Annotated in this window: 26 protein-coding genes; 25 read left to right on the top strand and 1 reads right to left on the bottom strand. The window is 37.1% G+C overall.

Annotated features, from left to right (window positions below):
* The first annotated feature begins 12 nt into the window (after positions 1-12).
* The 24 genes from glyA (at position 13) to MK405_RS02680 (ending at position 19,869) form a co-directional block, all read left to right on the top strand.
* Positions 13-1,269 carry a serine hydroxymethyltransferase gene (gene glyA / locus MK405_RS02795; protein WP_268704269.1) on the top strand — a complete coding sequence of 419 codons (1,257 nt, stop codon included), beginning with the start codon at positions 13-15 and terminating at the stop codon, positions 1,267-1,269.
* A 7-nt stretch (positions 1,270-1,276) separates the two neighbouring features.
* A complete protein-coding gene (locus MK405_RS02790; protein WP_268704268.1) occupies positions 1,277-2,251 on the top strand; it encodes a nucleoid-associated protein in 975 nt (324 codons plus the stop codon).
* Positions 2,251-2,853: a lysozyme family protein gene (locus MK405_RS02785; protein ID WP_268704267.1), complete on the top strand. Its 603-nt coding sequence runs from the start codon at positions 2,251-2,253 to the stop codon at positions 2,851-2,853. Before MK405_RS02790 ends, MK405_RS02785 begins: the two co-directional genes overlap by 1 nt.
* Positions 2,854-2,939: 86 nt before the next feature.
* Positions 2,940-3,914 (top strand): DUF1002 domain-containing protein, encoded by a 975-nt coding sequence (locus MK405_RS02780; RefSeq protein WP_247946525.1) that lies wholly within the window; start codon positions 2,940-2,942, stop codon positions 3,912-3,914.
* Between the two features lie 74 nt (positions 3,915-3,988).
* Positions 3,989-5,344 carry a 23S rRNA (uracil(1939)-C(5))-methyltransferase RlmD gene (gene rlmD, locus MK405_RS02775; RefSeq protein WP_268704266.1) on the top strand — a complete coding sequence of 452 codons (1,356 nt, stop codon included), beginning with the start codon at positions 3,989-3,991 and terminating at the stop codon, positions 5,342-5,344.
* 529 nt (positions 5,345-5,873) lie between these two features.
* Entirely contained in the window at positions 5,874-6,596 is a 723-nt protein-coding gene (locus tag MK405_RS02770) for a MurR/RpiR family transcriptional regulator (RefSeq protein ID WP_000493320.1), read from the top strand.
* A gap of 8 nt (positions 6,597-6,604) precedes the next feature.
* Positions 6,605-7,357 (top strand): MurR/RpiR family transcriptional regulator, encoded by a 753-nt coding sequence (locus MK405_RS02765; RefSeq protein ID WP_009730126.1) that lies wholly within the window; start codon positions 6,605-6,607, stop codon positions 7,355-7,357.
* A gap of 148 nt (positions 7,358-7,505) precedes the next feature.
* Positions 7,506-8,936 (top strand): 6-phospho-beta-glucosidase, encoded by a 1,431-nt coding sequence (locus MK405_RS02760; protein ID WP_001062960.1) that lies wholly within the window; start codon positions 7,506-7,508, stop codon positions 8,934-8,936.
* 12 nt (positions 8,937-8,948) lie between these two features.
* Positions 8,949-9,251 carry a PTS sugar transporter subunit IIB gene (locus tag MK405_RS02755; RefSeq protein WP_001020606.1) on the top strand — a complete coding sequence of 101 codons (303 nt, stop codon included), beginning with the start codon at positions 8,949-8,951 and terminating at the stop codon, positions 9,249-9,251.
* Positions 9,252-9,261: 10 nt separating this feature from the next.
* Positions 9,262-10,575 carry a PTS sugar transporter subunit IIC gene (locus MK405_RS02750; RefSeq protein ID WP_000653348.1) on the top strand — a complete coding sequence of 438 codons (1,314 nt, stop codon included), beginning with the start codon at positions 9,262-9,264 and terminating at the stop codon, positions 10,573-10,575.
* Positions 10,576-10,588: 13 nt separating this feature from the next.
* Positions 10,589-10,909 carry a PTS sugar transporter subunit IIA gene (locus MK405_RS02745; protein WP_000343791.1) on the top strand — a complete coding sequence of 107 codons (321 nt, stop codon included), beginning with the start codon at positions 10,589-10,591 and terminating at the stop codon, positions 10,907-10,909.
* Complete coding sequence (gene gtfA, locus MK405_RS02740; RefSeq protein ID WP_002875734.1) at positions 10,893-12,152, top strand: sucrose phosphorylase; 1,260 nt, start codon at positions 10,893-10,895, stop codon at positions 12,150-12,152. Before MK405_RS02745 ends, gtfA begins: the two co-directional genes overlap by 17 nt.
* A gap of 293 nt (positions 12,153-12,445) precedes the next feature.
* A complete protein-coding gene (locus MK405_RS02735; RefSeq protein ID WP_000134966.1) occupies positions 12,446-13,189 on the top strand; it encodes a CPBP family intramembrane glutamic endopeptidase in 744 nt (247 codons plus the stop codon).
* A 154-nt stretch (positions 13,190-13,343) separates the two neighbouring features.
* Positions 13,344-14,150 (top strand): alpha/beta hydrolase, encoded by an 807-nt coding sequence (locus MK405_RS02730; protein WP_000668470.1) that lies wholly within the window; start codon positions 13,344-13,346, stop codon positions 14,148-14,150.
* 11 nt (positions 14,151-14,161) lie between these two features.
* On the top strand, positions 14,162-14,290 hold the full coding sequence (locus MK405_RS02725) for a hypothetical protein (RefSeq protein WP_000900001.1): 129 nt from the start codon (positions 14,162-14,164) through the stop codon (positions 14,288-14,290).
* Between the two features lie 104 nt (positions 14,291-14,394).
* Positions 14,395-15,012 carry an SAP domain-containing protein gene (locus MK405_RS02720; protein ID WP_268704265.1) on the top strand — a complete coding sequence of 206 codons (618 nt, stop codon included), beginning with the start codon at positions 14,395-14,397 and terminating at the stop codon, positions 15,010-15,012.
* 40 nt (positions 15,013-15,052) lie between these two features.
* Positions 15,053-15,907: an ADP-ribosylglycohydrolase family protein gene (locus tag MK405_RS02715; protein ID WP_268704264.1), complete on the top strand. Its 855-nt coding sequence runs from the start codon at positions 15,053-15,055 to the stop codon at positions 15,905-15,907.
* A gap of 46 nt (positions 15,908-15,953) precedes the next feature.
* Positions 15,954-16,520, top strand: a complete 567-nt coding sequence (locus MK405_RS02710) for a hypothetical protein (RefSeq protein ID WP_268704263.1) — start codon at positions 15,954-15,956, stop codon at positions 16,518-16,520.
* A 105-nt stretch (positions 16,521-16,625) separates the two neighbouring features.
* Positions 16,626-16,868, top strand: a complete 243-nt coding sequence (locus MK405_RS02705) for a phosphohydrolase (protein WP_084854214.1) — start codon at positions 16,626-16,628, stop codon at positions 16,866-16,868.
* Between the two features lie 99 nt (positions 16,869-16,967).
* Positions 16,968-17,393 (top strand): hypothetical protein, encoded by a 426-nt coding sequence (locus MK405_RS02700; protein WP_084854215.1) that lies wholly within the window; start codon positions 16,968-16,970, stop codon positions 17,391-17,393.
* A gap of 35 nt (positions 17,394-17,428) precedes the next feature.
* Positions 17,429-17,863: a hypothetical protein gene (locus tag MK405_RS02695; protein WP_268698121.1), complete on the top strand. Its 435-nt coding sequence runs from the start codon at positions 17,429-17,431 to the stop codon at positions 17,861-17,863.
* Positions 17,864-18,131: 268 nt separating this feature from the next.
* Positions 18,132-18,518 carry a hypothetical protein gene (locus MK405_RS02690; RefSeq protein WP_084854217.1) on the top strand — a complete coding sequence of 129 codons (387 nt, stop codon included), beginning with the start codon at positions 18,132-18,134 and terminating at the stop codon, positions 18,516-18,518.
* 45 nt (positions 18,519-18,563) lie between these two features.
* On the top strand, positions 18,564-19,445 hold the full coding sequence (locus MK405_RS02685) for a diacylglycerol/lipid kinase family protein (protein ID WP_268698120.1): 882 nt from the start codon (positions 18,564-18,566) through the stop codon (positions 19,443-19,445).
* A 112-nt stretch (positions 19,446-19,557) separates the two neighbouring features.
* Positions 19,558-19,869 (top strand): hypothetical protein, encoded by a 312-nt coding sequence (locus MK405_RS02680; protein WP_000422663.1) that lies wholly within the window; start codon positions 19,558-19,560, stop codon positions 19,867-19,869.
* 52 nt (positions 19,870-19,921) lie between these two features.
* Here the strand turns inward: MK405_RS02680 and MK405_RS02675 are convergent, their stop codons facing one another.
* Entirely contained in the window at positions 19,922-20,941 is a 1,020-nt protein-coding gene (locus MK405_RS02675; RefSeq protein ID WP_268704262.1) for a hypothetical protein, read from the bottom strand.
* 118 nt (positions 20,942-21,059) lie between these two features.
* On the opposite strand from MK405_RS02675, the gene MK405_RS02670 reads away from it, so the two are divergent.
* Complete coding sequence (locus tag MK405_RS02670; protein WP_268704261.1) at positions 21,060-21,566, top strand: YfbM family protein; 507 nt, start codon at positions 21,060-21,062, stop codon at positions 21,564-21,566.
* Positions 21,567-21,573: the final 7 nt, after the last annotated feature.

Raw genomic sequence — 21,573 nt, 5'->3', positions numbered from 1 at the left:
AGGAGAAGACCTATGATTTTTGACAAAGATGATTTTAAAGCCTACGATGCTGATCTATGGAATGCTATTGCCAAAGAAGAAGAACGCCAACAAAACAATATCGAATTGATTGCTTCCGAAAACGTAGTTTCTAAGGCTGTTATGGCAGCTCAAGGGTCTATCTTGACGAATAAATACGCTGAAGGTTACCCAGGACGCCGTTATTATGGTGGAACTGATGTGGTAGATGTGGTAGAGACTCTGGCTATTGAACGCGCGAAAGAAATTTTCGGTGCAAAATTCGCCAATGTCCAACCTCACTCAGGAAGCCAAGCCAACTGTGCTGCTTACATGGCCTTGATTGAGCCAGGTGATACCGTTATGGGGATGGACTTGGCAGCAGGTGGACACTTGACTCATGGAGCTCCTGTCAGCTTCTCTGGTCAAACCTACAACTTCGTTTCTTATAGTGTAGATCCTGAAACAGAACTCTTGGACTTTGATGCTATCTTGAAACAAGCCCAAGAAGTAAAACCAAAACTAATCGTAGCAGGTGCTTCAGCTTATTCTCAGATCATCGATTTCTCAAAATTCCGTGAAATCGCAGATGCTGTTGGGGCTAAACTCATGGTCGATATGGCTCATATCGCTGGTTTGGTTGCAGCTGGTCTACATCCAAGTCCAGTTCCATACGCTCATATCACAACAACAACGACCCACAAAACCCTTCGTGGACCACGTGGTGGTTTGATTTTGACCAATGATGAAGACCTTGCTAAGAAAATCAATTCAGCTATTTTCCCTGGTATTCAGGGTGGTCCTTTGGAGCATGTTGTCGCTGCTAAGGCTGTTTCCTTCAAAGAAGTTTTGGATCCAGCTTTCAAGGAATATGCTGCAAATATTATCAAGAACAGCAAGGCTATGGTTGAAGTCTTCTTGCAAGACCCTGATTTCCGTATCATTTCAGGCGGAACTGAAAACCACCTCTTCCTAGTGGATGTGACTAAGGTTGTAGAAAATGGCAAAGTTGCTCAAAACTTGCTAGATGAAGTCAATATTACCCTAAATAAAAACTCAATCCCTTACGAAACCTTGTCACCATTCAAGACAAGTGGGATTCGTATCGGATCTGCAGCCATCACTGCACGTGGATTTGGTGAAGAAGAAAGCCGTAAAGTGGCTGAACTTATCATTAAAACTCTTAAAAATGCAGAAAATGAGGCTGTCTTAGAAGAAGTGAGAAGCGCAGTCAAAGTTTTGACAGATGCCTTCCCATTATACGAGGACTAATACTTTTATGGACATTTATATTAAGAAAGCTATTATCCATCAGTTCAGCCCAGATGATACGGAGTTGTTCCTAGCGGATAAATTTCTCAATATCACGCCAAAAATCGAAGAATACCTGCGCAAAAAAATTGAACGTGTGTATTCAGATGAAGCTAAGACTGGGATTTTCGAAGAAGAAAATCCCTTCTTCAATCACATCTCAGACGATTTGTTGGAGACTTCGGTAACACTGGCTAATCTCTGGAAAGAGGAGTTTAGTATTTCAGAAAATCTCAAGACCAATGACTTGATTTTTGTGCAATTTTCTAAAGAAGGTGTAGAGCATTTCGCTTTCTTACGAATTGCCCTGCGAGAAACCTTGACTCACCTTGGAGGAGAAGTTGATAATCCAATCAAGCTAACTCAGAATAACCTGCCTGGATTTGGAACGGGAGCTGATGAGGCCTTGGTCGTCAATCTTCAAAGTCGCAAGTACCACCTGATCGAAAAACGAATCAAGTATAATGGAACTTTTTTGAACTATTTTTCAGAAAATCTCCTAGCTGTTGCCCCTAAGATTTCGCCAAAGAAATCCATCAAGGAACTGGAAAAAACAGCCCAGAGAATTGCTGAGTCCTTTAACACAGATGATTTTCAATTTCAATCCAAGGTCAAATCAGCTATTTTCAACAATCTTGAAGAAAGCAATGAGCTGTCACCTGAGAAATTGGCTAATGACCTTTTTGATAACAATCTAACAGCTCGTCTAAGTTTTATCGACCAAGTCAAAGAAGCCGTACCAGAACCAGTCCAGTTTGATGAAATTGATGCCAGTCGTCAGCTCAAGAAATTTGAAAACCAAAAACTTTCCTTGTCAAACGGAATCGAACTCATCGTTCCAAATAATGTTTACCAGGATGCGGAGTCTGTTGAATTTATCCAAAATGACAATGGAACCTATTCTATCTTAATCAAAAATATTGAGGATATTCAAAGTAAATAATGTTTAAATTTATAAGAAGAATGCTATTGCTAGCAGTCCTCCTTTTTGCTGGATACAAAGCCTATCACATTCGTCAGGATGTAAAGCAAGTCATGACTTACCAACCTATGGTTCGGGAAATTCTCAGTGAAAGAGATACTCCAGCCAATGAAGAGTTGGTGCTCGCCATGATTTATACCGAAACCAAAGGAAAAGAAGGCGATGTTATGCAGTCTAGTGAGTCTGCAAGTGGCTCCACCAACACCATCAATGATAATGCCTCTAGCATTCGGCAAGGCATTCAAACTCTTACAGATAACCTTTATCTTGCTCAAAACAAAGGAGTGGATGTCTGGACGGCCGTTCAAGCCTATAATTTTGGACCTGCCTATATAGACTTTATCGCTCAGAATGGTAAGGAAAATTCACTGGCATTAGCCAAGCGTTATTCCCGAGAAACGGTCGCTCCTATCCTTGGAAATACCACTGGGAAGACCTACACCTACATTAACCCAATTTCTATTTTTCATGGTGCAGAACTCTATGAAAATGGTGGAAATTATTACTACTCGAGACAGGTACGCTTTAACCTGTACATCATGAAATTCTTTAATTTCTTCTAAACATCTGGTTTTACCAGGTGTTTTTCGCTATAAGCTTTCTTTAAGATTGTTTTATTACCCTATAAAGGTAAAGGAGGGAATATCCCATGAGAAAGAAATTCTTTCTAACAAGTGCTGCAGTTTTGTGGGCCGCAACAGCTATGACGAGCGTCCACGCAGCAACCGATGTTCAAAAAGTAATCGATGAAACCTATGTACAACCTGAATATGTGCTTGGTTCTTCACTAACTGAAAACCAAAAAAATCAAACTCTTAGCAAGCTTGGCTATGACGCATCCAAAGACACCAAAGATATCAAAACAATGACACCTGATATCTATTCGAAAATCATGAATGTGGCTAATGATGCCAGTCTACAACTCTATTCGTCGGCCAAGATTCAAAAGCTGGGGGACAAATCACCTCTAGAGGTCAAGATTGAAACGCCTGAAAATATCACCAAGGTGACGCAGGATATGTACCGTAATGCAGCAGTGACCTTGGGAGTTGAGCATGCCAAAATCACAGTTGCAGCTCCTATACCAGTTACAGGTGAGAGCGCCCTAGCTGGGATTTACTACTCGTTAGAGGCCAATGGTGCTAAAGTACCGCAAGCCAATAAAGACTTGGCTCAAGAAGAACTAAAAGCCTTGTCCGATATCAATGCTGAAAGCAAGGACAAGTCAGGTTATGATGCTAATAAGCTCAATGCGGCTATGACAGATATCAAGGCAGGACTAGCCAAAGCTAAAGAAAGCAAGGGAAATCTGACAGAAGAAGATGTTCGCAAAATCGTTGAAGACACGCTAAAAAACTACAAACTCGATCAGGTTATAACAGGAAACCAGGTCAATATCATCATCAATTTTGCGCTCAATCTCTCAAAGAGTGACATTTTGAACAATGCTGATTTCACCAAAACCCTAAATGATCTCAAACAAAGCATCGTTTCCCAAGCTGGAGATAGTTTTAAAAATATCAATCTCAACTTTGATGCCAATAAAGCGCTAGAAGAGGGGGGCAACTTCTTTAGCTCTCTTTGGCAAGCCATTGTCAACTTCTTCAAGAGTTTTGGTGCTTAGGTCATTTCATGATATAATAGATGGTAACAGAAATGTTGCCGTCTTTTTTTGTCGGCCGATAGAAAGTGAAAAATATGCTAAAGAAAAATGATATTGTAGAAGTTGAAATTGTTGATTTGACCCATGAAGGGGCAGGAGTTGCCAAGGTAGATGGTTTGGTTTTCTTTGTAGAGAATGCTCTACCAACTGAAAAAATCCTCATGCGTGTCCTTAAAGTCACTAAAAAGATTGGCTTTGGAAAGGTTGAAGAATACCTTATTCAGTCACCTCATCGTAATCAAGACCTCGACCTAGCTTATCTACGATCAGGTATCGCTGACTTGGGGCATCTTGCCTACCCAGAGCAGCTCAAGTTTAAAACCAAGCAAGTCAAAAATAGTCTCTACAAGATTGCTGGTATTACAGATGTAGAGATCGCTGAAACGCTGGGTATGGAAAATCCAGTCAAGTATCGAAATAAGGCGCAAGTTCCAGTTCGTCGTGTCAATGGCGTCTTGGAAACTGGCTTTTTCCGTAAGAATTCCCATAATCTCATGCCACTAGAAGATTTCTTTATCCAAGATCCGGTGATCGATCAAGTTGTAGTAGCTCTACGAGACCTGCTCCGTCGTTATGATTTGAAACCTTATGATGAAAAGGAACAGTCTGGCTTGATTCGCAATCTCGTTGTCCGTCGTGGTCATTACTCAGGACAAATCATGGTTATTTTGGTAACCACTCGTCCGAAAGTTTTCCGTGTTGAGCAATTGATTGGACAACTAATCAAGCAATTCCCAGAGATTGTCTCTGTCATGCAAAATATCAACGACCAAAATACCAATGCTATTTTCGGCAAGAACTGGCGTACTCTTTATGGTCAAGACTACATTACCGACCAAATGTTGGGAAATGACTTTCAAATATCTGGACCAGCCTTCTATCAGGTTAATACTGAAATGGCAGAGAAACTCTACCAGACAGCCATTAACTTTGCAGAATTAAAAGAAGATGATGTGGTTATCGATGCCTACTCAGGAATTGGAACCATTGGATTATCAGTCGCTAAGCATGTCAAAGAAGTCTACGGTGTTGAAGTTATTCCTGAAGCGGTTGAGAATAGCAAAAAGAATGCGGCAATCAACGGGATTGCCAACGCCCACTATGTATGTGACACAGCTGAAAATGCCATGAAGAATTGGCTCAATGAAGGCATCCAACCAACCGTTATCTTGGTTGATCCTCCACGCAAGGGCTTGACCGAAAGCTTTATTAAAGCAAGTAGCCAAACTGGAGCTGACCGCATCGTCTATATTTCCTGCAATGTCGCAACCATGGCGCGTGATATCAAACTCTATCAAGAGTTAGGATATGAATTGAAGAAAGTCCAGCCAGTGGATCTGTTTCCTCAAACGCACCACGTAGAGTGTGTAGCTTTGCTGGTAAAAGCCTAGAACATTTTGATAAATCGCAATAATGAAAAGCCTTGGTTTCAAGGCTTTTTGTATTGGCGTGGGGAAGTATCATAGTGAGAAAATTTTTGGAATGAATAGAAGTGATAGCTAGAAATTATCAGTTTCTATTTCCATTTACCCTGTAGGTACGTGTTTGTTTCCATTGACAAGGAGTTTATGGGAATAGAAACGTCCCCACCTTACATATCTCCAGAATGGGCGATTGAAATTGAGACAATTTAATAGAGATAAGCTCTTGTTATGTTTCTTTTAAGTCAATAAACTAACAATACTCAAAGTATGCTCAAAAATATGATATAATCTAGGACATAAGGCAATACTGTTTTAAAGTATTTTCTCTTAACCATGTCTCGTTAGACAAATCTGATTCGTCTGGTTTTCTAATAGATTTTAATGCTGACTTGGTTTTATAGCCATTATGCTCTCCATTATTTTAGTGTAGAACACTTTGGTTATTAGTTTTTTGTTACATTGTAAGCAAATCAATAGAGATAGAAAAAGGAATTATATGTTTAGTTATGAGGTTGTAGCAAGTTTTAACGACTTAGAAAACGCTATTTATACAACTATTTTAGAAAATGAAAATATATCCTCTATGACAATCAAGGAATTGGCCCAACTTGCACATGTATCAGTTGGAACCGTACAACGATTTTGCAAGCATCTAGGATTTGATGGATATAGCCATTTTAAGATTGCTTATAAAGAATATTTAAAAAATGAGCAAATTATTTTAAACAATCAAGACAATCATTCTTTGAAGCTATTCATTGATTATACTGAGCAAGATACTTTTTTGCAGCTGATTATGGAGGCTGTGGCAATCTTAAAGAACGTTGAACAGATTGTTTTTGTCGGAATTGGTTCCTCTGGAACTTTAGGTCGATATGGAGCGCGCTATTTTTCAAATATTGGCAAATTTAGTATGTGTATTGAAGATCCTTGGCAACCAGTGCTACAAAACAGTATGGAAAAAACTTGTGTCATTGCCTTATCCGAATCTGGTGAGACTTCTCAAACATTGAAAATTGTACAAAAATTAAAGGAAAAAGGTTGTCCAGTTATTGCCATCACAAATACATTGGAATCAACATTGTCAAGGCTATCTGATTGCTCCATAACCTATCATGTTCCTCAATTATTTTTAAATGGGTTTAATATTACGACGCAGGTACCTGTTATTCTCATTATTGAAATGTTAATGAAACAACTATATACTACAAAAGCATAAGGGTGTCTATGAATTTATTTGATTATCATAAAGTAAAAGGGCTAAATAATAGTGAATTAAGCGTGTATAATTTTATATTGCAACATAGAGATAAAGTTGCTACGATGACTATCAGAGAGCTATCGACATCTATAAATCTATCGACAACAACCATCATTCGTTTTGCGAAAAAGATGGGATTTGATAGCTACAATGATTTAAAATATGCCTTGTCAAGGTCGGAAGATAAGGAAAATAAACATCGTCACTACTTTCCTATTGATATTCCAGCAATACAATTTTTACAGACTAGTGTTCAAGATGAAGCTTTAAAAAAACAACTATCAGAGATAGCAGACTTGATCGTTCAAGCCAAACAAGTTATCTTTTTAGGGGTGGGTACTAGTCTAAGTTTGGCAGAATATGGCTCATATCTTTTTTCTGGAATCGGTATTTTTAGCTTTGCTATTACTAACCCATTTTATTCTCTGAAATTGCATCATTCTAATTTGGAGGATGTTTTGGTTATTGCTCTAAGTGTCAGCGGTGAGACAGAAGAAGTTCTAACTCTAGTACAGGGATTCAAAGAAAGAAATGCTAAGATTGTTAGTCTGACAAATACAGATATTTCCACTTTATCACAGCTATCGGATATAAATTTATCCTACTTTATGCCAGTTGCCTACGCAGATTCCTCGCTACGTTCCACTAATTTGACCACTCAGATTCCAGTTGTCTATTTTTTAGAATCCTTACGTTACCAAGTTTATTTAAAAAAATAGGAGTGAAAACTCTTGTTTTTTTTATGTAACAAATATTGTTCGACTGTACATTTATTTTCTATCTCAATATCTATTGTCAGCAGGTACAGTATGTTATAAAATAGACTTGTTCATAGCGCTAGTACAAAATACAGAAAGGATTGGTAAAATGGCAAAAATACCAGAAGGCTTTTTATGGGGTGGGGCAGTTGCTGCTCACCAAATTGAAGGAGGATATGATAAAGGTGGAAAAGGAATTTCGATAGCCGATGTGATGACGGTTGGAAGTGCTAGCCACTCTCGACAGATTACTGATGGCGTCTTACCTGACGAATATTATCCGAATCATGATGCAATAGATTTTTACAGAACCTATAAGGACGATATACAATTATTCGCTGAGATGGGATTTAAGTGTTTTCGAACTTCGATTGCCTGGACTCGTATCTTCCCAAATGGAGATGAAGAAGAACCTAACGAAGAAGGGTTGAAATTTTATGATGATTTATTTGATCAGCTTCTAGCTCATCAAATTGAACCGGTCATCACACTCAGTCACTTTGAAATGCCCTATCATCTAGTTACTAAGTATGGTGCTTGGCGTAATCGCAAGTTGATTGATTTCTTTGTTCGTTTTGCGAAAGTCGTCATGGAACGATATAAGGACAAAGTTAAGTATTGGATGACCTTTAACGAGATCAATAATCAAGGTGCAATTAATGTTCCTTGGTGCTCATGGACTAATTCTGGTGTCATTTATCATGAAGATGAAAATCCAGTTGAGGTACTACAGCAGGTTATCCATTATCAGTCAGTGGCTTCTGCAAAAGTTGTACAATTGGGTCGGAAAATCAATAAAAATTTCAAAATTGGTTGTATGCTGGCAATGGTACCATTTTACCCGAATACATGTGATACAAAAGATATACTTGCTAGCCAGAAGGCAATGGAGCATCGTTTATTTCACTATGGAGATCTTCATGTTTTTGGAGAGCGTCCTTACTATATCGAGGCCTTTTGTCGAAAAAATAATATCAAACTGGATATTTTACCAGAAGATCTAGAAACTCTAAAAGAAGGTTGTGTAGATTATATTGGCTTGAGTTACTATATGAGTGATACAGTGACTGCTACAGCATCTGAGGAAACAGAAGAACTTTTCAAAGATGTTTATACTAAGAAAAATCCCTATATTGAATCAAGCGATTGGGGTTGGCAGATTGACCCTGAGGGATTACGCTATAGCTTAAATCTTTTATACGATCGCTATCACTGTCCGCTTTTTATAGTTGAAAATGGATTCGGTGCTTATGATAAGGTAGAGCCTGATGGAATCCATGATTCTTACCGCATTGATTACCTCAAACAACACATTGAACAAATGATGTTAGCGATTGAAGAAGATGGCGTAAATGTCATTGGTTATACCCCTTGGGGCTGTATCGATATTGTTAGTGCTGGTACAGGTGAAATGGAGAAGCGTTATGGCTTTATCTATGTCGATAAGAATAATAATGGCGAAGGAACTTTGCAACGAATGAAGAAAGATTCCTTTACATGGTATCAAAATGTGATTACATCAAATGGAAACGAATTATAAGGAGTAATTAAAATGAATATTGGATTGTTTTGTGCAGCAGGTATGTCAACAAGTATTTTGGTTGAGCGTATGAAAGAAGCGGCTCAGAAAAAAGGGAAAGATGCAACAATTGCAGCTTATTCCATCAGTGAATTGGAACAAAGAGTTGGAGATATTGATGTGGCTCTATTAGGCCCACAGGTTGGTTTCCAACTTGAAAAAGCAAAAGAAATTTGTGCTTCTCACAATGTTCCTGTAGAAGTGATTGCAATGGCTGATTATGGTACTGCAAACGGTATGGCAGTTCTTAAACAAGCTTACATGATGAAAAAATAAGGAGAAGATGATGAAGGATAAACTGATTAAAAAGTTTGTTGATAGGATGATGGCCTTTGTCAATACCAAAGGTGTAACAGCGATAAAAGATGGTATTGTTTTCTCTATGCCATTGTTGATTGTTGGCTCCATCTTTCTTATCTTGGCCAATCTTCCAGTTCCAGCTCTAGCAACGATGTTAGAAACTAGTGGTATTACCCCTGTTCTCAATCAAGCAATTGGTGCAACCTTTAATATCAGTGCGATTGTAACAGTCATTGGGATTGCGTATACCTATGCTAAGCTAGAAAAACAGGAGCCGCTTGGGGCAGGTGTCATTGCCCTAGCAGTTTTCTTGCTAATCCAGCCCTCCGGTTTGATTTCTAAAAATGGGGATGTAGTTGGTAACATTATTCTGAAGGATTGGACTTCCGGGAAAGGGATGATTGGTGCCATTATCGTTGGTTTGATTGTAGGAGCAAGCTATTCTTGGTTTTTGAAGAAAAATATCAAAATCAAAATGCCAGATGGCGTACCAACTGGTGTAGCCAACGCATTTTCAGCCTTGATTCCTGCTACTGTTATCATCACAGCGGCAACGATCTTTGTCGGACTTGTTGAACAATTGTTTAAGGTCACAACGATTGAAGTGATTTATAATCTTATTCAAACACCAATGCAAGGCTTGACTGACTCATTGTTTGGTGCGGTGCTTATGTGTTTCCTTGTACCATTCTTATGGATGTTTGGGGTGCACGGCTCAACTGTAGTTGGTGGCATCATGAGTGGCTTGCTACAGGCGAATGCTTTGGAAAACCAAGCCATTTTGGATAAGGGCCTTGAATTAAATCTAGCCAATGGTGGTCATATTGTGACGATTCAATTTTTTGATCAATTTATCAATGTTACAGGTGCCGGGATTACGATTGGTTTGGTAGTTTACATGGTTGCATTTGCAAAATCAAAACAACTAAAAATTCTTGGACGTCTTGAAATGGTTCCAGCCATCTTTAATATCAATGAGCCGGTGCTCTTTGGTTTGCCGATTGTAATGAATCCAGTTTTAGCAACTCCCTTTATATTAACGCCTATTTTATCTTGTATCATCCAGTATTCAGCGATTTATTTTGGACTGACGCCTATGTATGGTGCCGTTCAAGTTCCGTGGACTTGTCCTCCAATTATTTCAGGATTTATCATCGGTGGTTGGAAAACAGCCTTGTTGCAAACACTTATTTTGGTTATGTCTTTCTTTGTTTATTATCCGTTTATTAAACAGATGGATAAACAAGCTTTACAAGCTGTAATACAAGAAACAAGCGATTTAGAAGACGAAGATTGGTAAGAGAGGTATTAAAATGGACGAAAAAGTACTCGAAGTGTGTTTTCAAATTATCACCTATGTAGGAACAGCAAAATCTATGTACATCAATGCTATTCAATTGGCTAAGCAGGGTGAATTCGAGCAGGCTAAAGATAGAATTAAACAAGGCGAAGAAGCATTTGTACAGGGACACAATGCTCACCACTCACTTTTGACAAAAGAAATGAATGGAGAATTAAGCCAAACAGGTCTACTTCTGATGCACGCTGAGGATCAGTTAATGAGTGCAGAAGGTTTTCGAACGATTGCTGAGGAATTTATAGCAATCTATAAACGCTTTGAGGAAGGTAAATAGAGCAAGTTATGAAAGTAAAAAATCAAGCAATGTTAATTACCTATTCAGACAGTCTTGGAAAAAAACTGAAAGACTTGAAGTAGGTCTTAATCTCAGCCAAGTCGCCTTTTTCCTTGATTTCCTAGAAAAGAAAGATGAGTCTGCCTATGCGGATTTGTTTATCCGCTACAAAAACTTTTGGCCAAACAGTGGGCAGACTCAGGAAGATGTAGACCTGATTTACAAACGGAAGCCACGTGCTCCCTATCGCATTGCCAAGTTTGCTGATGGTAGTGAGGAAAAAGTTTGGTGTACCTTTGATGAGCAACAGATCGACCTCGATGTGACAACAGAAACAACTCGTCGCTTTATTCAGGAAAATCTGGAACAGCTGGCGGACCACGGAGCTTCCATTATTCGCTTGGACGCCTTTGCCTACGCCAATAAGAAAATCGGCACCAACTGTTTCTTTGTTGAGCCAGATATTTGGGAAATGCTTCATTTTCCGCGTCAGCTATTGGCACCAAAAGGAGTGAAAATTCTTCCAGAAATTCATGAACATTACACCATTCAGCAAAAAATCGCTGAGCAAGACTACTATGTCTATGACTTTGCCCTTCCGATGCTGGTTCTTCATGCTCTTTATTCAGGTAATGTCAACCGTCTTGTTCACTGGATGGAAATCTGCCCTCGCAAGCAATTTACAACCTTGGACACGCACGATAGTATCGGAGTGGTCGATGTCAAGGACTTGCTAACAGATGTTGAAACAGAGGCGACAAGAGAAGCCTTCTATACCCAAGGAGCAAATGTCAAAAAGATTTACAGCTCAGAGGCCTACAACAATTTGGATATTTACAAGATAAATTGTACCTACTATTCAACTTTAGGAAATGATGACCAAGCCTATCTCTTGGCATGTGTGCTTCAATGTTTTGCACCAGGTATTCCGCAGATTTACTACGTTGGCTTGTTGTCAGGAGAAAATGATATCGAATTGCTCGAATCAACCAAAGAAGGCCGCAACATCAACCGTCACTATTATGATTTGGAAGAAATTGAGCGAGAAGTTCAACGCCCAGTTGTGCAGTCCTTGTTCGATCTGCTCAAATTCCGTAATACCAGCGCAGCATTTGATGGAGAGTTTGCTGTTGACATGGAAGACGCTAATACTATTCGCATCAGCTGGACCAATACCGATGCCAATACAGTGGCAGAATTAAGAGCTAATCTGAAAGATAAATCATTTGAAATTACAGAGTAAATAGATAGTGAAAGAACATCGATTTATCTATAATAGAATACAAAAGAGTGGTGGAAACGTTTGATTTCCTCACTCTTTTTGCTAGCTAGTTAGTAACAAAATAGTACTTAAACGTAAACTATGAATTATATTCTGTTGTGACGATAATTGTTCGAGAATATTTGTAATAAAAAACAGGAACAGTCAATTAAACTGCTCCTATTTTTGTGATAGAATATAGGTAGTTATAATCGAGAGCAACTAAGAAGCAGTAAAAATATTATACATAGAATAATCAGGATTAGGAAGATAAAATGACAGAAATTGACAAAAAGAATTTAAAAAATTATCTTTGTTTTACATTTGGAATTACTTATATAGCTTGGGGGCTTCTTGCCATATTTACACAATCTTATATTTTGGGATTAGAGACATTTATAGGAAGAATATTACATATAGTTGGTGCACTTGGACCAGCTATTACAAGTGGCTTTTATTTGAAAAGGAATAATATAAAATTTAAACATTTTGTATTTACAAAAAGAAAAAGTAGTAGTATTTATTTCATTATTCATTTGTTAGCAATTTTGATACTATTTTCTGTCTCTTCCTTAGAATTAAATGAAGTATCAATTTATCTGATGCCACTATTCTTTATTCAATTAATTTTTTTTGGTGGCGGACATGAAGAATTAGGATGGAGAGGTATACTACAACCTTTACTTGATAAAAAATATACTTATTGGCAATCTAATTTGATTGTAGGTTCAATCTGGGGAATTTGGCATCTGCCTTTATGGTTTATAGTTGGAGAAAGTCATCAAGGATTTCCTTTTATTTTATTTTTTATATATACATTATTTTTAAGTTTTGTTTTAGGGCTTCTTTATCGTCAAACGAAATCTGTGGGGTACTGTCTATTATTTCATGCGTTCGCAAATTTGTTAAATCTCTATTTTGTGTTAAAAATTAATCTTATTTTTATTATCATTTTTATTGCTTATTTGATTTATACTATATTGGCTAGTAATAGAATTTGTAAGGAAACAACATTTTAAAATTTAGATCAGGATATCCATTATTGAAAGTAACGTGTGGTCATTCTAGATAATCAATGTTAGAGACTTTTCTATTTGATGAGGCATCACTGCTTGTTCAAACTGATTTAACAAGTATTTATCTAGTGAAAGTCCTACAGTAAGGAGTTTAAACATGAAATTCCATGAATTTGGTGATAAGAATTTGCCTCCTATTTTACTGATGCATGGTGGTGGCAGTTCTTGGTGGAATTATCTTCGTCAAGCACGAATCTTGTCAAAAGAATACCGTATTATTCTACCAACTTTGAATGGCCACGGCGAGGAATATCAACTTGATTATGTTTCTACTGAAGATTCTGCTTTGGAGATTCTAGACTATATCAAAGCAAACTGTGGTGGGAAATTGTTTGCAATCGGTGGTGTTTCACTTGGTGGTCAAATTGCCATGGAGCTTTTGTCTTTAGACAGTGAAATTGCTGAGAAGGCCATCATAGACGGAAGCCTCTGTATTCCTCAACCAAGGTTAGCTAAAATCAGCATCTTTCTAGTGTCTCTATTTGGTAAGTTGATGTTCAATAAATTCTCTTGCAAACTTCAGTTAAGCATGATGAACAAACTCTATCCTAAACTGGCTTATCCAGAGGAAATAAAAGCTTATTATTTGGAGGATTTGCCAAGGACGCCTGTCAAAACATTGGTGACCATTTACAAAACCTATATGGGGCATTACAAGCTAAAGGATACGATTTCTGCTAGTAAGTCGCAGGTTCTTTATATTTATGGTGAAAAAGAATTGAACTGGGTGAAAGCATCAGCGAAATTATTTCATCAGCTACATTCAAATACAATTTTGTATGAAGCAAAGGGCTATAACCACGGCTATTTATCAGCTTACCTGCCTCAAGAGTGGATTGATTTGGTAGTGCCATTTTTAAAGAGTGATTCATTAGAAATGTGTAACGAATCTGATATGCCATAAGGAGGAAACGGATGCTAGGAGCAATTATTGGAGATATTGTAGGTTCAGTTTACGAATGGAACAATATCAAAACGAAGGATTTTCCTTTATTTCGTGAGGATTGTTTTTTCACGGATGATACGGTAAGTCCGAACCACTGAGTGTATGAGCTTGTTAGAGAAACGTAGCTAATCCTCAAAATAAAGAAACTAAAACTCCATTATTTTGAGATGAAAACCTAAACTGTTTTTAAGGAGGTAAAATATTGATAGAGAACAGACCTAAGTTTGATGCAATCACATCGTTTGATGAGTTTAGCAAATACTATTGGTATCGTGATGAACTTTCACAGATATGCAAGTCATTAGGGCTTGAATATAGAGGTACAAAACAGGAACTCAATCATAATATTGAGCAGTACTTTAAGGGGAAATTGATTAAAAAATCAACAGTAAAAAGGAAAAAGAAACGAGTAGAAGTCGTTACCTTAGATACGCCCTTACTTGAATGTGGATTCTCCTTTAACGCACACTTTAGAGAATATTTCTCAACTTTAACAGATGTTTCGCCCTTTAAATTTACTGCCGATATGGCGACTGCTTGGAGAAAAGTAAAAAGCGACAATGATTTGAGTTTCACAATACAGGATATGCTAAAAGTTTATCATGGAAATTCAGATTATGCCAAGTATGATCATTCGGTTTGTCAATGGAACCAATTTCTAAAGGATTTCTGTGCAGACGAAAATAGTCACAATTACTCGAATAAACTAAAAGTAGCTTCCATCCTTTGGAAAGAAGTTAGAAATTCAAGTAATGAAAAAATTTATTCAAAAAATCTTTTGACTGAATATGCTGATAGAATAAACGAGTATAGGAAGTAGAAAAATCAGTCTAAACCAATAGTTTACAAGGAGAAATCTTATGCTAGGAGCAATAGTTGGAGACATTGTTGGTTCTGTTTACGAATGGGACAATATTAAAACGAAGGATTTTCCTTTATTTCGTGAGGATTGTTTTTTCACAGATGATACTGTCATGACCTGCGCTGTTGCTGAGGCTATTATGAATGGTGGTCACCAGGATGACTTTATTGATGCTATGAAGAAATACGGCAAGTTGTATCCCGATGCGGGCTACGGTGCTCGGTTTAGTAGTTGGATCAATAGTGACAATCGTGAGCCTTATAATAGCTTTGGAAATGGATCTGCTATGCGTGTTTCTCCATGTGCTTGGGTCATGGACTGCGGTTTTTGTGCGAGAACTGGTATGACGCCATCAACTAGAGAGCTTGCACGACTTTCTGCAGAAGTCACCCATAATCATCCTGAAGGTATCAAGGGAGCCATGGCGACAACTGATGCGATCTTTCTGTGTCGTTATTACTTTGGAGGTTATTGTGGGGATTATGAGCAACCAATCAACGGCAATCCTACAGAGTGTAAAAGACGAATAAAGGAATACATCGAGAAAGAGTATGGGTATAACCTTTCTCAATCTCTAGATGACATCCGTCCTACGTATCGTTTCAATGAAACCTGTCAGGATACAGTACCTCAGGCCATCATTGCATTTCTTGAAAGTACAGATTTTGAAGATGCGATTCGAAATGCGATTTCTCTTGGTGGGGACAGCGACACTCTTGCAGCAATCACAGGTAGTATAGCAGAAGCAGCTTATGGAATTCCTGAGTGGATCAAGGACAAGGCCTATAGCTATCTCGCTGAACCTTTGAAAGAGTTGCTTAGACGATGGGAAGAAACGGTTGTAATAAAATAATAGATAGGCGTTATGCGGACCAATACTGAATGACGGAGGGTTATCGATGGTTATATTAGAATTGTACCAAAACAATTATTCAAAGGATTTAGTCTTATTTGAGACTTTAGAAGAAGGACGGAAATTTGTGACTCAAATCCCTGGGTATACATTAGAAAACGAAGATGGTTTTGAAGTGGAATATTTTAATTCAAAAAATCTACCGGATTATATGGAGATTGTCTTTAACGGAAATATTGTCCCTTTATCTAGGTTTTCGTTTAATTCTGAGGAAAATGTGGACATTATTTGGAAAGAGGTTTCGAATCTATCCTTTAAAAACGATAAAGTGATCGAAGGAGCTACAAAAGTAGACGCGTATGTCGTTAACAACGATGAAGTGAAAGCTTATGTCGAAGCCAGAGAAGCAAACTTCCTCAAGGCAAAAGCTTTCTTAGAAAGCAAAGGGTACGAAGTCAACAGAAGCTTTTTCGGAAGTGAAGACGGTGAAGCGATTGTCTACAGAAAACGCGACACCGAAGATTGGCACTTCCTATGTTACTTAGACCCGTTGTTTGTAGAGATTGAAGATGTCGAAGGATATGTGAAAGAAGCGATGGAAGATATTCAATAGTCAACCAAAGTTCTTTGTGAGTGTATGCTACTGCTTTAGTAGACGGATTGAGCAGTAAAGAGAAACATCTAGCACTATCTAGCTTCTTAAGGAGAAATATCTATCATGAAAATGGAAATCGGGAAAACCTATCTTGTAAAAAAAGATATTTTTGGTTTAACAAAAGATGAACTTTGGACCTTAGTTGACAAGGGTTATCAGGCTTATTTTGGTGAACATAATTTCGTATTTGTCAATGATGATAAAGTGAAGGTATTTGCAGTTTTGAAAGATGGTTCAGAAGAAGATATGCAAATCTACCATCATCTGGATGACTATTTTGAAGAAGTTACTCACGAAAATTTCTGAAGAAGGTGAGCTGCAAATTGAAAATGCTCGCTTTTAAAAAGTTTACTGAAATATTTTTGTGGGAAATCATAATTTTTAATATATTTAGTGAGAAAGATAATGGATAAAGAATTTTATATGACACCAAATTCTGAAGAAAGCAATCTTGTCCTGAAACAGGCTTTGAAAGAACTAATCGAAGATATGTACAAAAAGAATATAATATCAGGTTTGTTAGAGGATGATATAGATAGTCAATCCTTTGAGGATCTTGTTCTTTCTTTAAGGGATAAACTTAAAGAATGCTATCCTAAAACTAAGCTCAAACGAATGATGAAGAGCATCCATTATGCGAATGGTTTTGATGATAAATCTTTAAAAGAAAGTGCTTTTCTCTTGGATGAGATTGAACAGTATCTTAGTAGCAATCGCTTTCTTGATCATGATCAAGCGGTCAAGTATTTTAATTACAGAATTACTGCTGATGGCTTTGAAATCAATCCCCAATCTCTAGTTTTAATCATGATTGAAAGTTTGCATAGCTGAGAGAAGCTGTATAGGATATTGAGAAAATATGAGTAATGATAATAAAAGAGAAAGGTATAGCTATATCTTATGATTTAGTAGTATTTGAGAAATCAATCGCACCAGGTAGTAAAGCTGAATTTTTAGAATGGTATGAGGAGCAAGTGGAGTGGAAGGAAGACCACTATTATGATTCAATTGAAGTTAGTTCAAGCAAACTAAAAAGTTGGTTTCTGGACATGATAAAACTATTTCCTCCTATGAATGTTGACTTTGATATAGATGATGCCATAGAGAATGACCAAGAACTGGAAATTCGTTTTACTGACTATAGTATTGGTAAGAATCTTATCTATGCAGGATTTGCATGGTCACAAGCAGAAACAGCCTATAATACAATGCTTATGTTAGCCTCAAAACATGATGTGGGATTTTTCGATGTCAGTGGTACTGGGGCAATTATCCTATCTGAAACTATCAAGTTAGATTAAAAGATAAGCCAGATTAGTTCTTAGGAGATTTTATGATTTCTATAGCTTCTTAGCATATGTATTTATTAACCCTTTTACAAGGAATTAATTTGGGGATAGACGTCCTTACAGTGGCTATTCCGATTATCAAAAAGATCTAGACTGAAACCAAGGTGAAAACCGTCTGGTTCAGTCTTTTTTTCTGTTAATGTAGTATAATAAAAGGTGTAGGGATTCAATTTTTTAATAGGATTATTCTAAGAACGAAAACATCTAGAAAGAAAAAAATATGAAGCAGTCACTTGAATTTTTAAGAGAAAGAATCACCGATAAGATGCCCTTAGAGGAAATAGTAGCAATCTTTGAAGACTTGTGTCGTCAGCCTATTGAGGATGAGATGATTTTATTTGAAACAGGGACATTTACAGCTATATCTGATAAGCCAATGTTTCAACTATCCTTAGTAAGACAAACCTCAAATGAAGATGAAGAGTTTTATCAGGTTCACCTCGATATTTTCTATGAAGCATGTCAAGAGAATGAAATATTTCATGAATCGATCTGGGATGAAGATTTAGAGGAAAATATCTTTGATTACATTAGAGCTTCAGAGGTGTTTGCCTATGCTAAAGAGCAGGAATACCAAGCGATCAAAATTTATATGGACCAAACTTGAGATGGTTAGTTAAAGTAAGAAAATCTAATGACAGGAGAACAATAAATGAAAAAAATTATGGTAATCATCAATCCAACATCTGGAGGTGAAAAAGCCTTGGATTATAAGGTGAAACTGGAGAATAAAGCTAGAGACTATTTTGAAGATGTGGAAATTAAAATTACGGAGAAAGCACAAGACGCCACAAACTTTGCAGAAGAAGCTTCTCAGGAGCACTATGATGCTGTTCTTGTTTTTGGTGGAGATGGAACCGTCAATGAAGTAATTTCCGGTATCGCTGAAAAAGACTATATTCCTAAACTGGCAATTATCCCAGGGGGAACTGGAAATCTCATTACGAAACTATTAGAAATCTCTCAGGATATTGATAGTGCTATTAACGAGCTTGATTTCAGTTCTACAAACAAGATTGATATTGGAAAATCAAATGGAAATTATTTTGGTTATATCTTTAGTATTGGCTCTTTGCCAGAAGCTATCCACAACGTTGGGATAGAAGATAAAACAAAGTTTGGTATGCTCGCCTATGCGATTAATACCATGAAGTCTGTGGTTACAGATCAAGCATTTAACATTAAAGTTGAGACTGATAATGGTAATTACATTGGCCCAGCCAGTCATGTTTTAGTTCTCCTCACAAATTATTTCGCTGACAAAAAAATCTTTGATGAAGACAAGGATGGTTATGCTAATATTTTGATTCTAAAAGATGCGTCAATTCTTACTAAATTGTCAGTTATCCCTGATTTATTAAAAGGGGATGTTGTCGTAAATGACAATATCGAGTATCTGAAAGCTCGACATATAAAAATCTCTTCAGATAGTGAATTGGAAACGGATGTTGATGGTGACAAATCCGATAATCTACCTGTAGAAATCAAGGTACTAGGTCAGCATATCGAAGTATATTCTCAACCGAAAGAATAAGAATTTTTTAACAGAGGGAAACATACACGGGAGTATCTAGATAAACCATTTTCATGAATAGTTAGAATAGCTCTCATACAAAAACAAGTTGTTGAAGATAAGGAGTAGATATATGGAATTACAAGATTTTACCGAAAAAGAACAAGAAATGATTAAAGAGGGACTAACTTTCTCTAAGCTTAACGATAAGGAAACTGCCGATAAGATTATCGCCTTACTTCCTCAAGATATGATTAAACGGATTCCGTTTTTTGTTAGAAAACATGCTATTACACGTACAGTCAAGAGAATTTCTCTTGAATATCCGGAATTGTACGCTGTTGCTAAACAAGAAGGTCAACTTCCAGAAAAGGAAGCTCAAGAATTGCGACAAATTCTTACAGATATTTTCCAAGAAAAAATGAACAAGCATAAGATTAAGTAGTTTTTAATCATTTACTTAATCTTATACTTGCTCGTATTGAAATGATACGATATTATTCCCACATACTGTGTTGAGCTCTAACACCATAACTATCTATGGAACCATCTGAATTGAACTTGGCTTCAATCCTGTATCTTTTCCAGAGGTCGTAATCTGCCGTTTGAATGGTTAGGATGTAGTTTGAGTCAGTCTCAGCGACATTGTAATCAGCAGGATTGACTTCAAAGATATCGATTAATTTTCTTGTTTGAAAATCTTGGAGCTTGAGATTTGCTAAACTGACATGATTGATAGAAATTCCCTGCAATTGATGGGCATCCTTAGGCGTTCTATAGTAGGTAATGACACAGTTTTTGAGTTGATCAGTATCTTTGCCAGTAGGAGTAAGGATCATAAAACCATAGGACTGATCTTCACGCTTGATTTCGAGAAGCTGGCCGTAGTAGAAATGGTCGTTTTTTGGATTGGTGATAGGACTATTTGCACCTTTATCTTCGAAGGTGAAACCTTGCTCTAAAAGCTCGGAAGCCTTGCTCTCCCCGATAATGACAGTGGTATCTTGAATGGTTACTGGAACAGGTTGAGCTGGAAGACCACTCATCATGATGCAAAACATAAAAACATAACTCGTTAAAAAAGTTGTCCCAATAACAGCGTTGGTTGATGCATAAGCATGACTGTTATGAAAGTTTTTTCTTATAGCTAGTACAATAAATTTACCAATACTTTTTAAAACCATACTAACAAGTACGATAAAAAATTGTTTTTTCAAACATTCATAAATTGCTTGCGGAAAGCTATTGCCATGATAGTAGAAGCCAGCCAATACCAGTAGATTTACGATTAAATAGATCAGCAAGAACCAATGAATCTCTTTAAGGGCATTAGCATCAGTGATTTCTTCATAGTCAACGTGAATTCTTCCTTGAATTGCATGCCCAAGTTTATAAATCCATTTGGGAATGTCTTTGCCTTTTTTAACCGCAACTACAAGTCTGATATAGAGATAGATAGTAAAGGACAAGGATAGAAAGAAAAGAGCATAAAAAGCCAAAACAATACTAGTGAACATTACTATCCCCCCTATTTAACATTCAATAAAACAATTTCTTAGCTCCATTATAGCATTTTCTAGGGGAATAGAGCTAGGAATATCCGTATGATACTAACTGATTCAAAGGAGTAAAATCATGGGAATGATTGCCAATTATCAATATTTATCAGACAATGAATTAGAACAAATAAAAGGTCTTTCCAATCAAGAAGATGACCTGTTAGATTTTGCAGAGGATTCCGCTGATAGTCATGATATATTACTAGATATTGACAAAATGTGGGATGCTCTTCTCTTTGTCATGACAGGATTTAGTAGTTCAGAATTTTTGGATGACAATCCCTTGAGAGAAGCGGTTTTAGGAGTGACTCCTCTAGAGGATGTATCTGAATATATGGCCTATACTGAAAAAAATAAGATAGCTGAGATCGTAGAAGCTTTAGAAAGTTTTGACATGGACAGAGCTATGGCTAACTTTAGTATGGAAGCTTGTAAAAAAGCAGACTTGTATCCTGATATTTGGGATTATCTTGAGGAAGAGGAAGAAATCAAGGATGAAATTCGAATCAGTTTTGTAAATATGAAAGAGTTTTACAAAAAGATTCTGGAGCTCAATGGAAATGTCCTGGTCACTATTTGTTAGAAAGTTT

Source organism: Streptococcus oralis (assembly GCF_026782345.1).
Taxonomy (GTDB): domain Bacteria; phylum Bacillota; class Bacilli; order Lactobacillales; family Streptococcaceae; genus Streptococcus; species Streptococcus oralis_CK.
The sequence above is the reverse complement of the archived record's forward strand: the minus strand, read 5'-3'. Positions and strand labels throughout refer to the sequence as shown.

Excerpts from the sequence above, each read along its gene's own strand:
- MK405_RS02770 (WP_000493320.1), top strand. The coding sequence starts at position 5,874 with ATGTTTAGTTATGAGGTTGTAGCAAGTTTTAACGACTTAGAAAACGCT.
- MK405_RS02695 (WP_268698121.1), top strand. The coding sequence starts at position 17,429 with ATGATAATAAAAGAGAAAGGTATAGCTATATCTTATGATTTAGTAGTA.
- MK405_RS02750 (WP_000653348.1), top strand. The coding sequence starts at position 9,262 with ATGAAGGATAAACTGATTAAAAAGTTTGTTGATAGGATGATGGCCTTT.
- MK405_RS02735 (WP_000134966.1), top strand. The coding sequence starts at position 12,446 with ATGACAGAAATTGACAAAAAGAATTTAAAAAATTATCTTTGTTTTACA.
- MK405_RS02715 (WP_268704264.1), top strand. The coding sequence starts at position 15,053 with ATGCTAGGAGCAATAGTTGGAGACATTGTTGGTTCTGTTTACGAATGG.
- MK405_RS02700 (WP_084854215.1), top strand. The coding sequence starts at position 16,968 with ATGGATAAAGAATTTTATATGACACCAAATTCTGAAGAAAGCAATCTT.
- MK405_RS02760 (WP_001062960.1), top strand. The coding sequence starts at position 7,506 with ATGGCAAAAATACCAGAAGGCTTTTTATGGGGTGGGGCAGTTGCTGCT.
- MK405_RS02790 (WP_268704268.1), top strand. The coding sequence starts at position 1,277 with ATGGACATTTATATTAAGAAAGCTATTATCCATCAGTTCAGCCCAGAT.
- MK405_RS02705 (WP_084854214.1), top strand. The coding sequence starts at position 16,626 with ATGAAAATGGAAATCGGGAAAACCTATCTTGTAAAAAAAGATATTTTT.
- MK405_RS02710 (WP_268704263.1), top strand. The coding sequence starts at position 15,954 with ATGGTTATATTAGAATTGTACCAAAACAATTATTCAAAGGATTTAGTC.
- MK405_RS02675 (WP_268704262.1), bottom strand. The coding sequence starts at position 20,941 with ATGTTCACTAGTATTGTTTTGGCTTTTTATGCTCTTTTCTTTCTATCC.
- MK405_RS02765 (WP_009730126.1), top strand. The coding sequence starts at position 6,605 with ATGAATTTATTTGATTATCATAAAGTAAAAGGGCTAAATAATAGTGAA.
- MK405_RS02680 (WP_000422663.1), top strand. The coding sequence starts at position 19,558 with ATGGAATTACAAGATTTTACCGAAAAAGAACAAGAAATGATTAAAGAG.
- MK405_RS02690 (WP_084854217.1), top strand. The coding sequence starts at position 18,132 with ATGAAGCAGTCACTTGAATTTTTAAGAGAAAGAATCACCGATAAGATG.
- rlmD (WP_268704266.1), top strand. The coding sequence starts at position 3,989 with ATGCTAAAGAAAAATGATATTGTAGAAGTTGAAATTGTTGATTTGACC.
- MK405_RS02730 (WP_000668470.1), top strand. The coding sequence starts at position 13,344 with ATGAAATTCCATGAATTTGGTGATAAGAATTTGCCTCCTATTTTACTG.
- MK405_RS02725 (WP_000900001.1), top strand. The coding sequence starts at position 14,162 with ATGCTAGGAGCAATTATTGGAGATATTGTAGGTTCAGTTTACGAATGG.
- MK405_RS02785 (WP_268704267.1), top strand. The coding sequence starts at position 2,251 with ATGTTTAAATTTATAAGAAGAATGCTATTGCTAGCAGTCCTCCTTTTT.
- MK405_RS02755 (WP_001020606.1), top strand. The coding sequence starts at position 8,949 with ATGAATATTGGATTGTTTTGTGCAGCAGGTATGTCAACAAGTATTTTG.
- MK405_RS02745 (WP_000343791.1), top strand. The coding sequence starts at position 10,589 with ATGGACGAAAAAGTACTCGAAGTGTGTTTTCAAATTATCACCTATGTA.
- MK405_RS02670 (WP_268704261.1), top strand. The coding sequence starts at position 21,060 with ATGGGAATGATTGCCAATTATCAATATTTATCAGACAATGAATTAGAA.
- glyA (WP_268704269.1), top strand. The coding sequence starts at position 13 with ATGATTTTTGACAAAGATGATTTTAAAGCCTACGATGCTGATCTATGG.
- MK405_RS02780 (WP_247946525.1), top strand. The coding sequence starts at position 2,940 with ATGAGAAAGAAATTCTTTCTAACAAGTGCTGCAGTTTTGTGGGCCGCA.
- MK405_RS02685 (WP_268698120.1), top strand. The coding sequence starts at position 18,564 with ATGAAAAAAATTATGGTAATCATCAATCCAACATCTGGAGGTGAAAAA.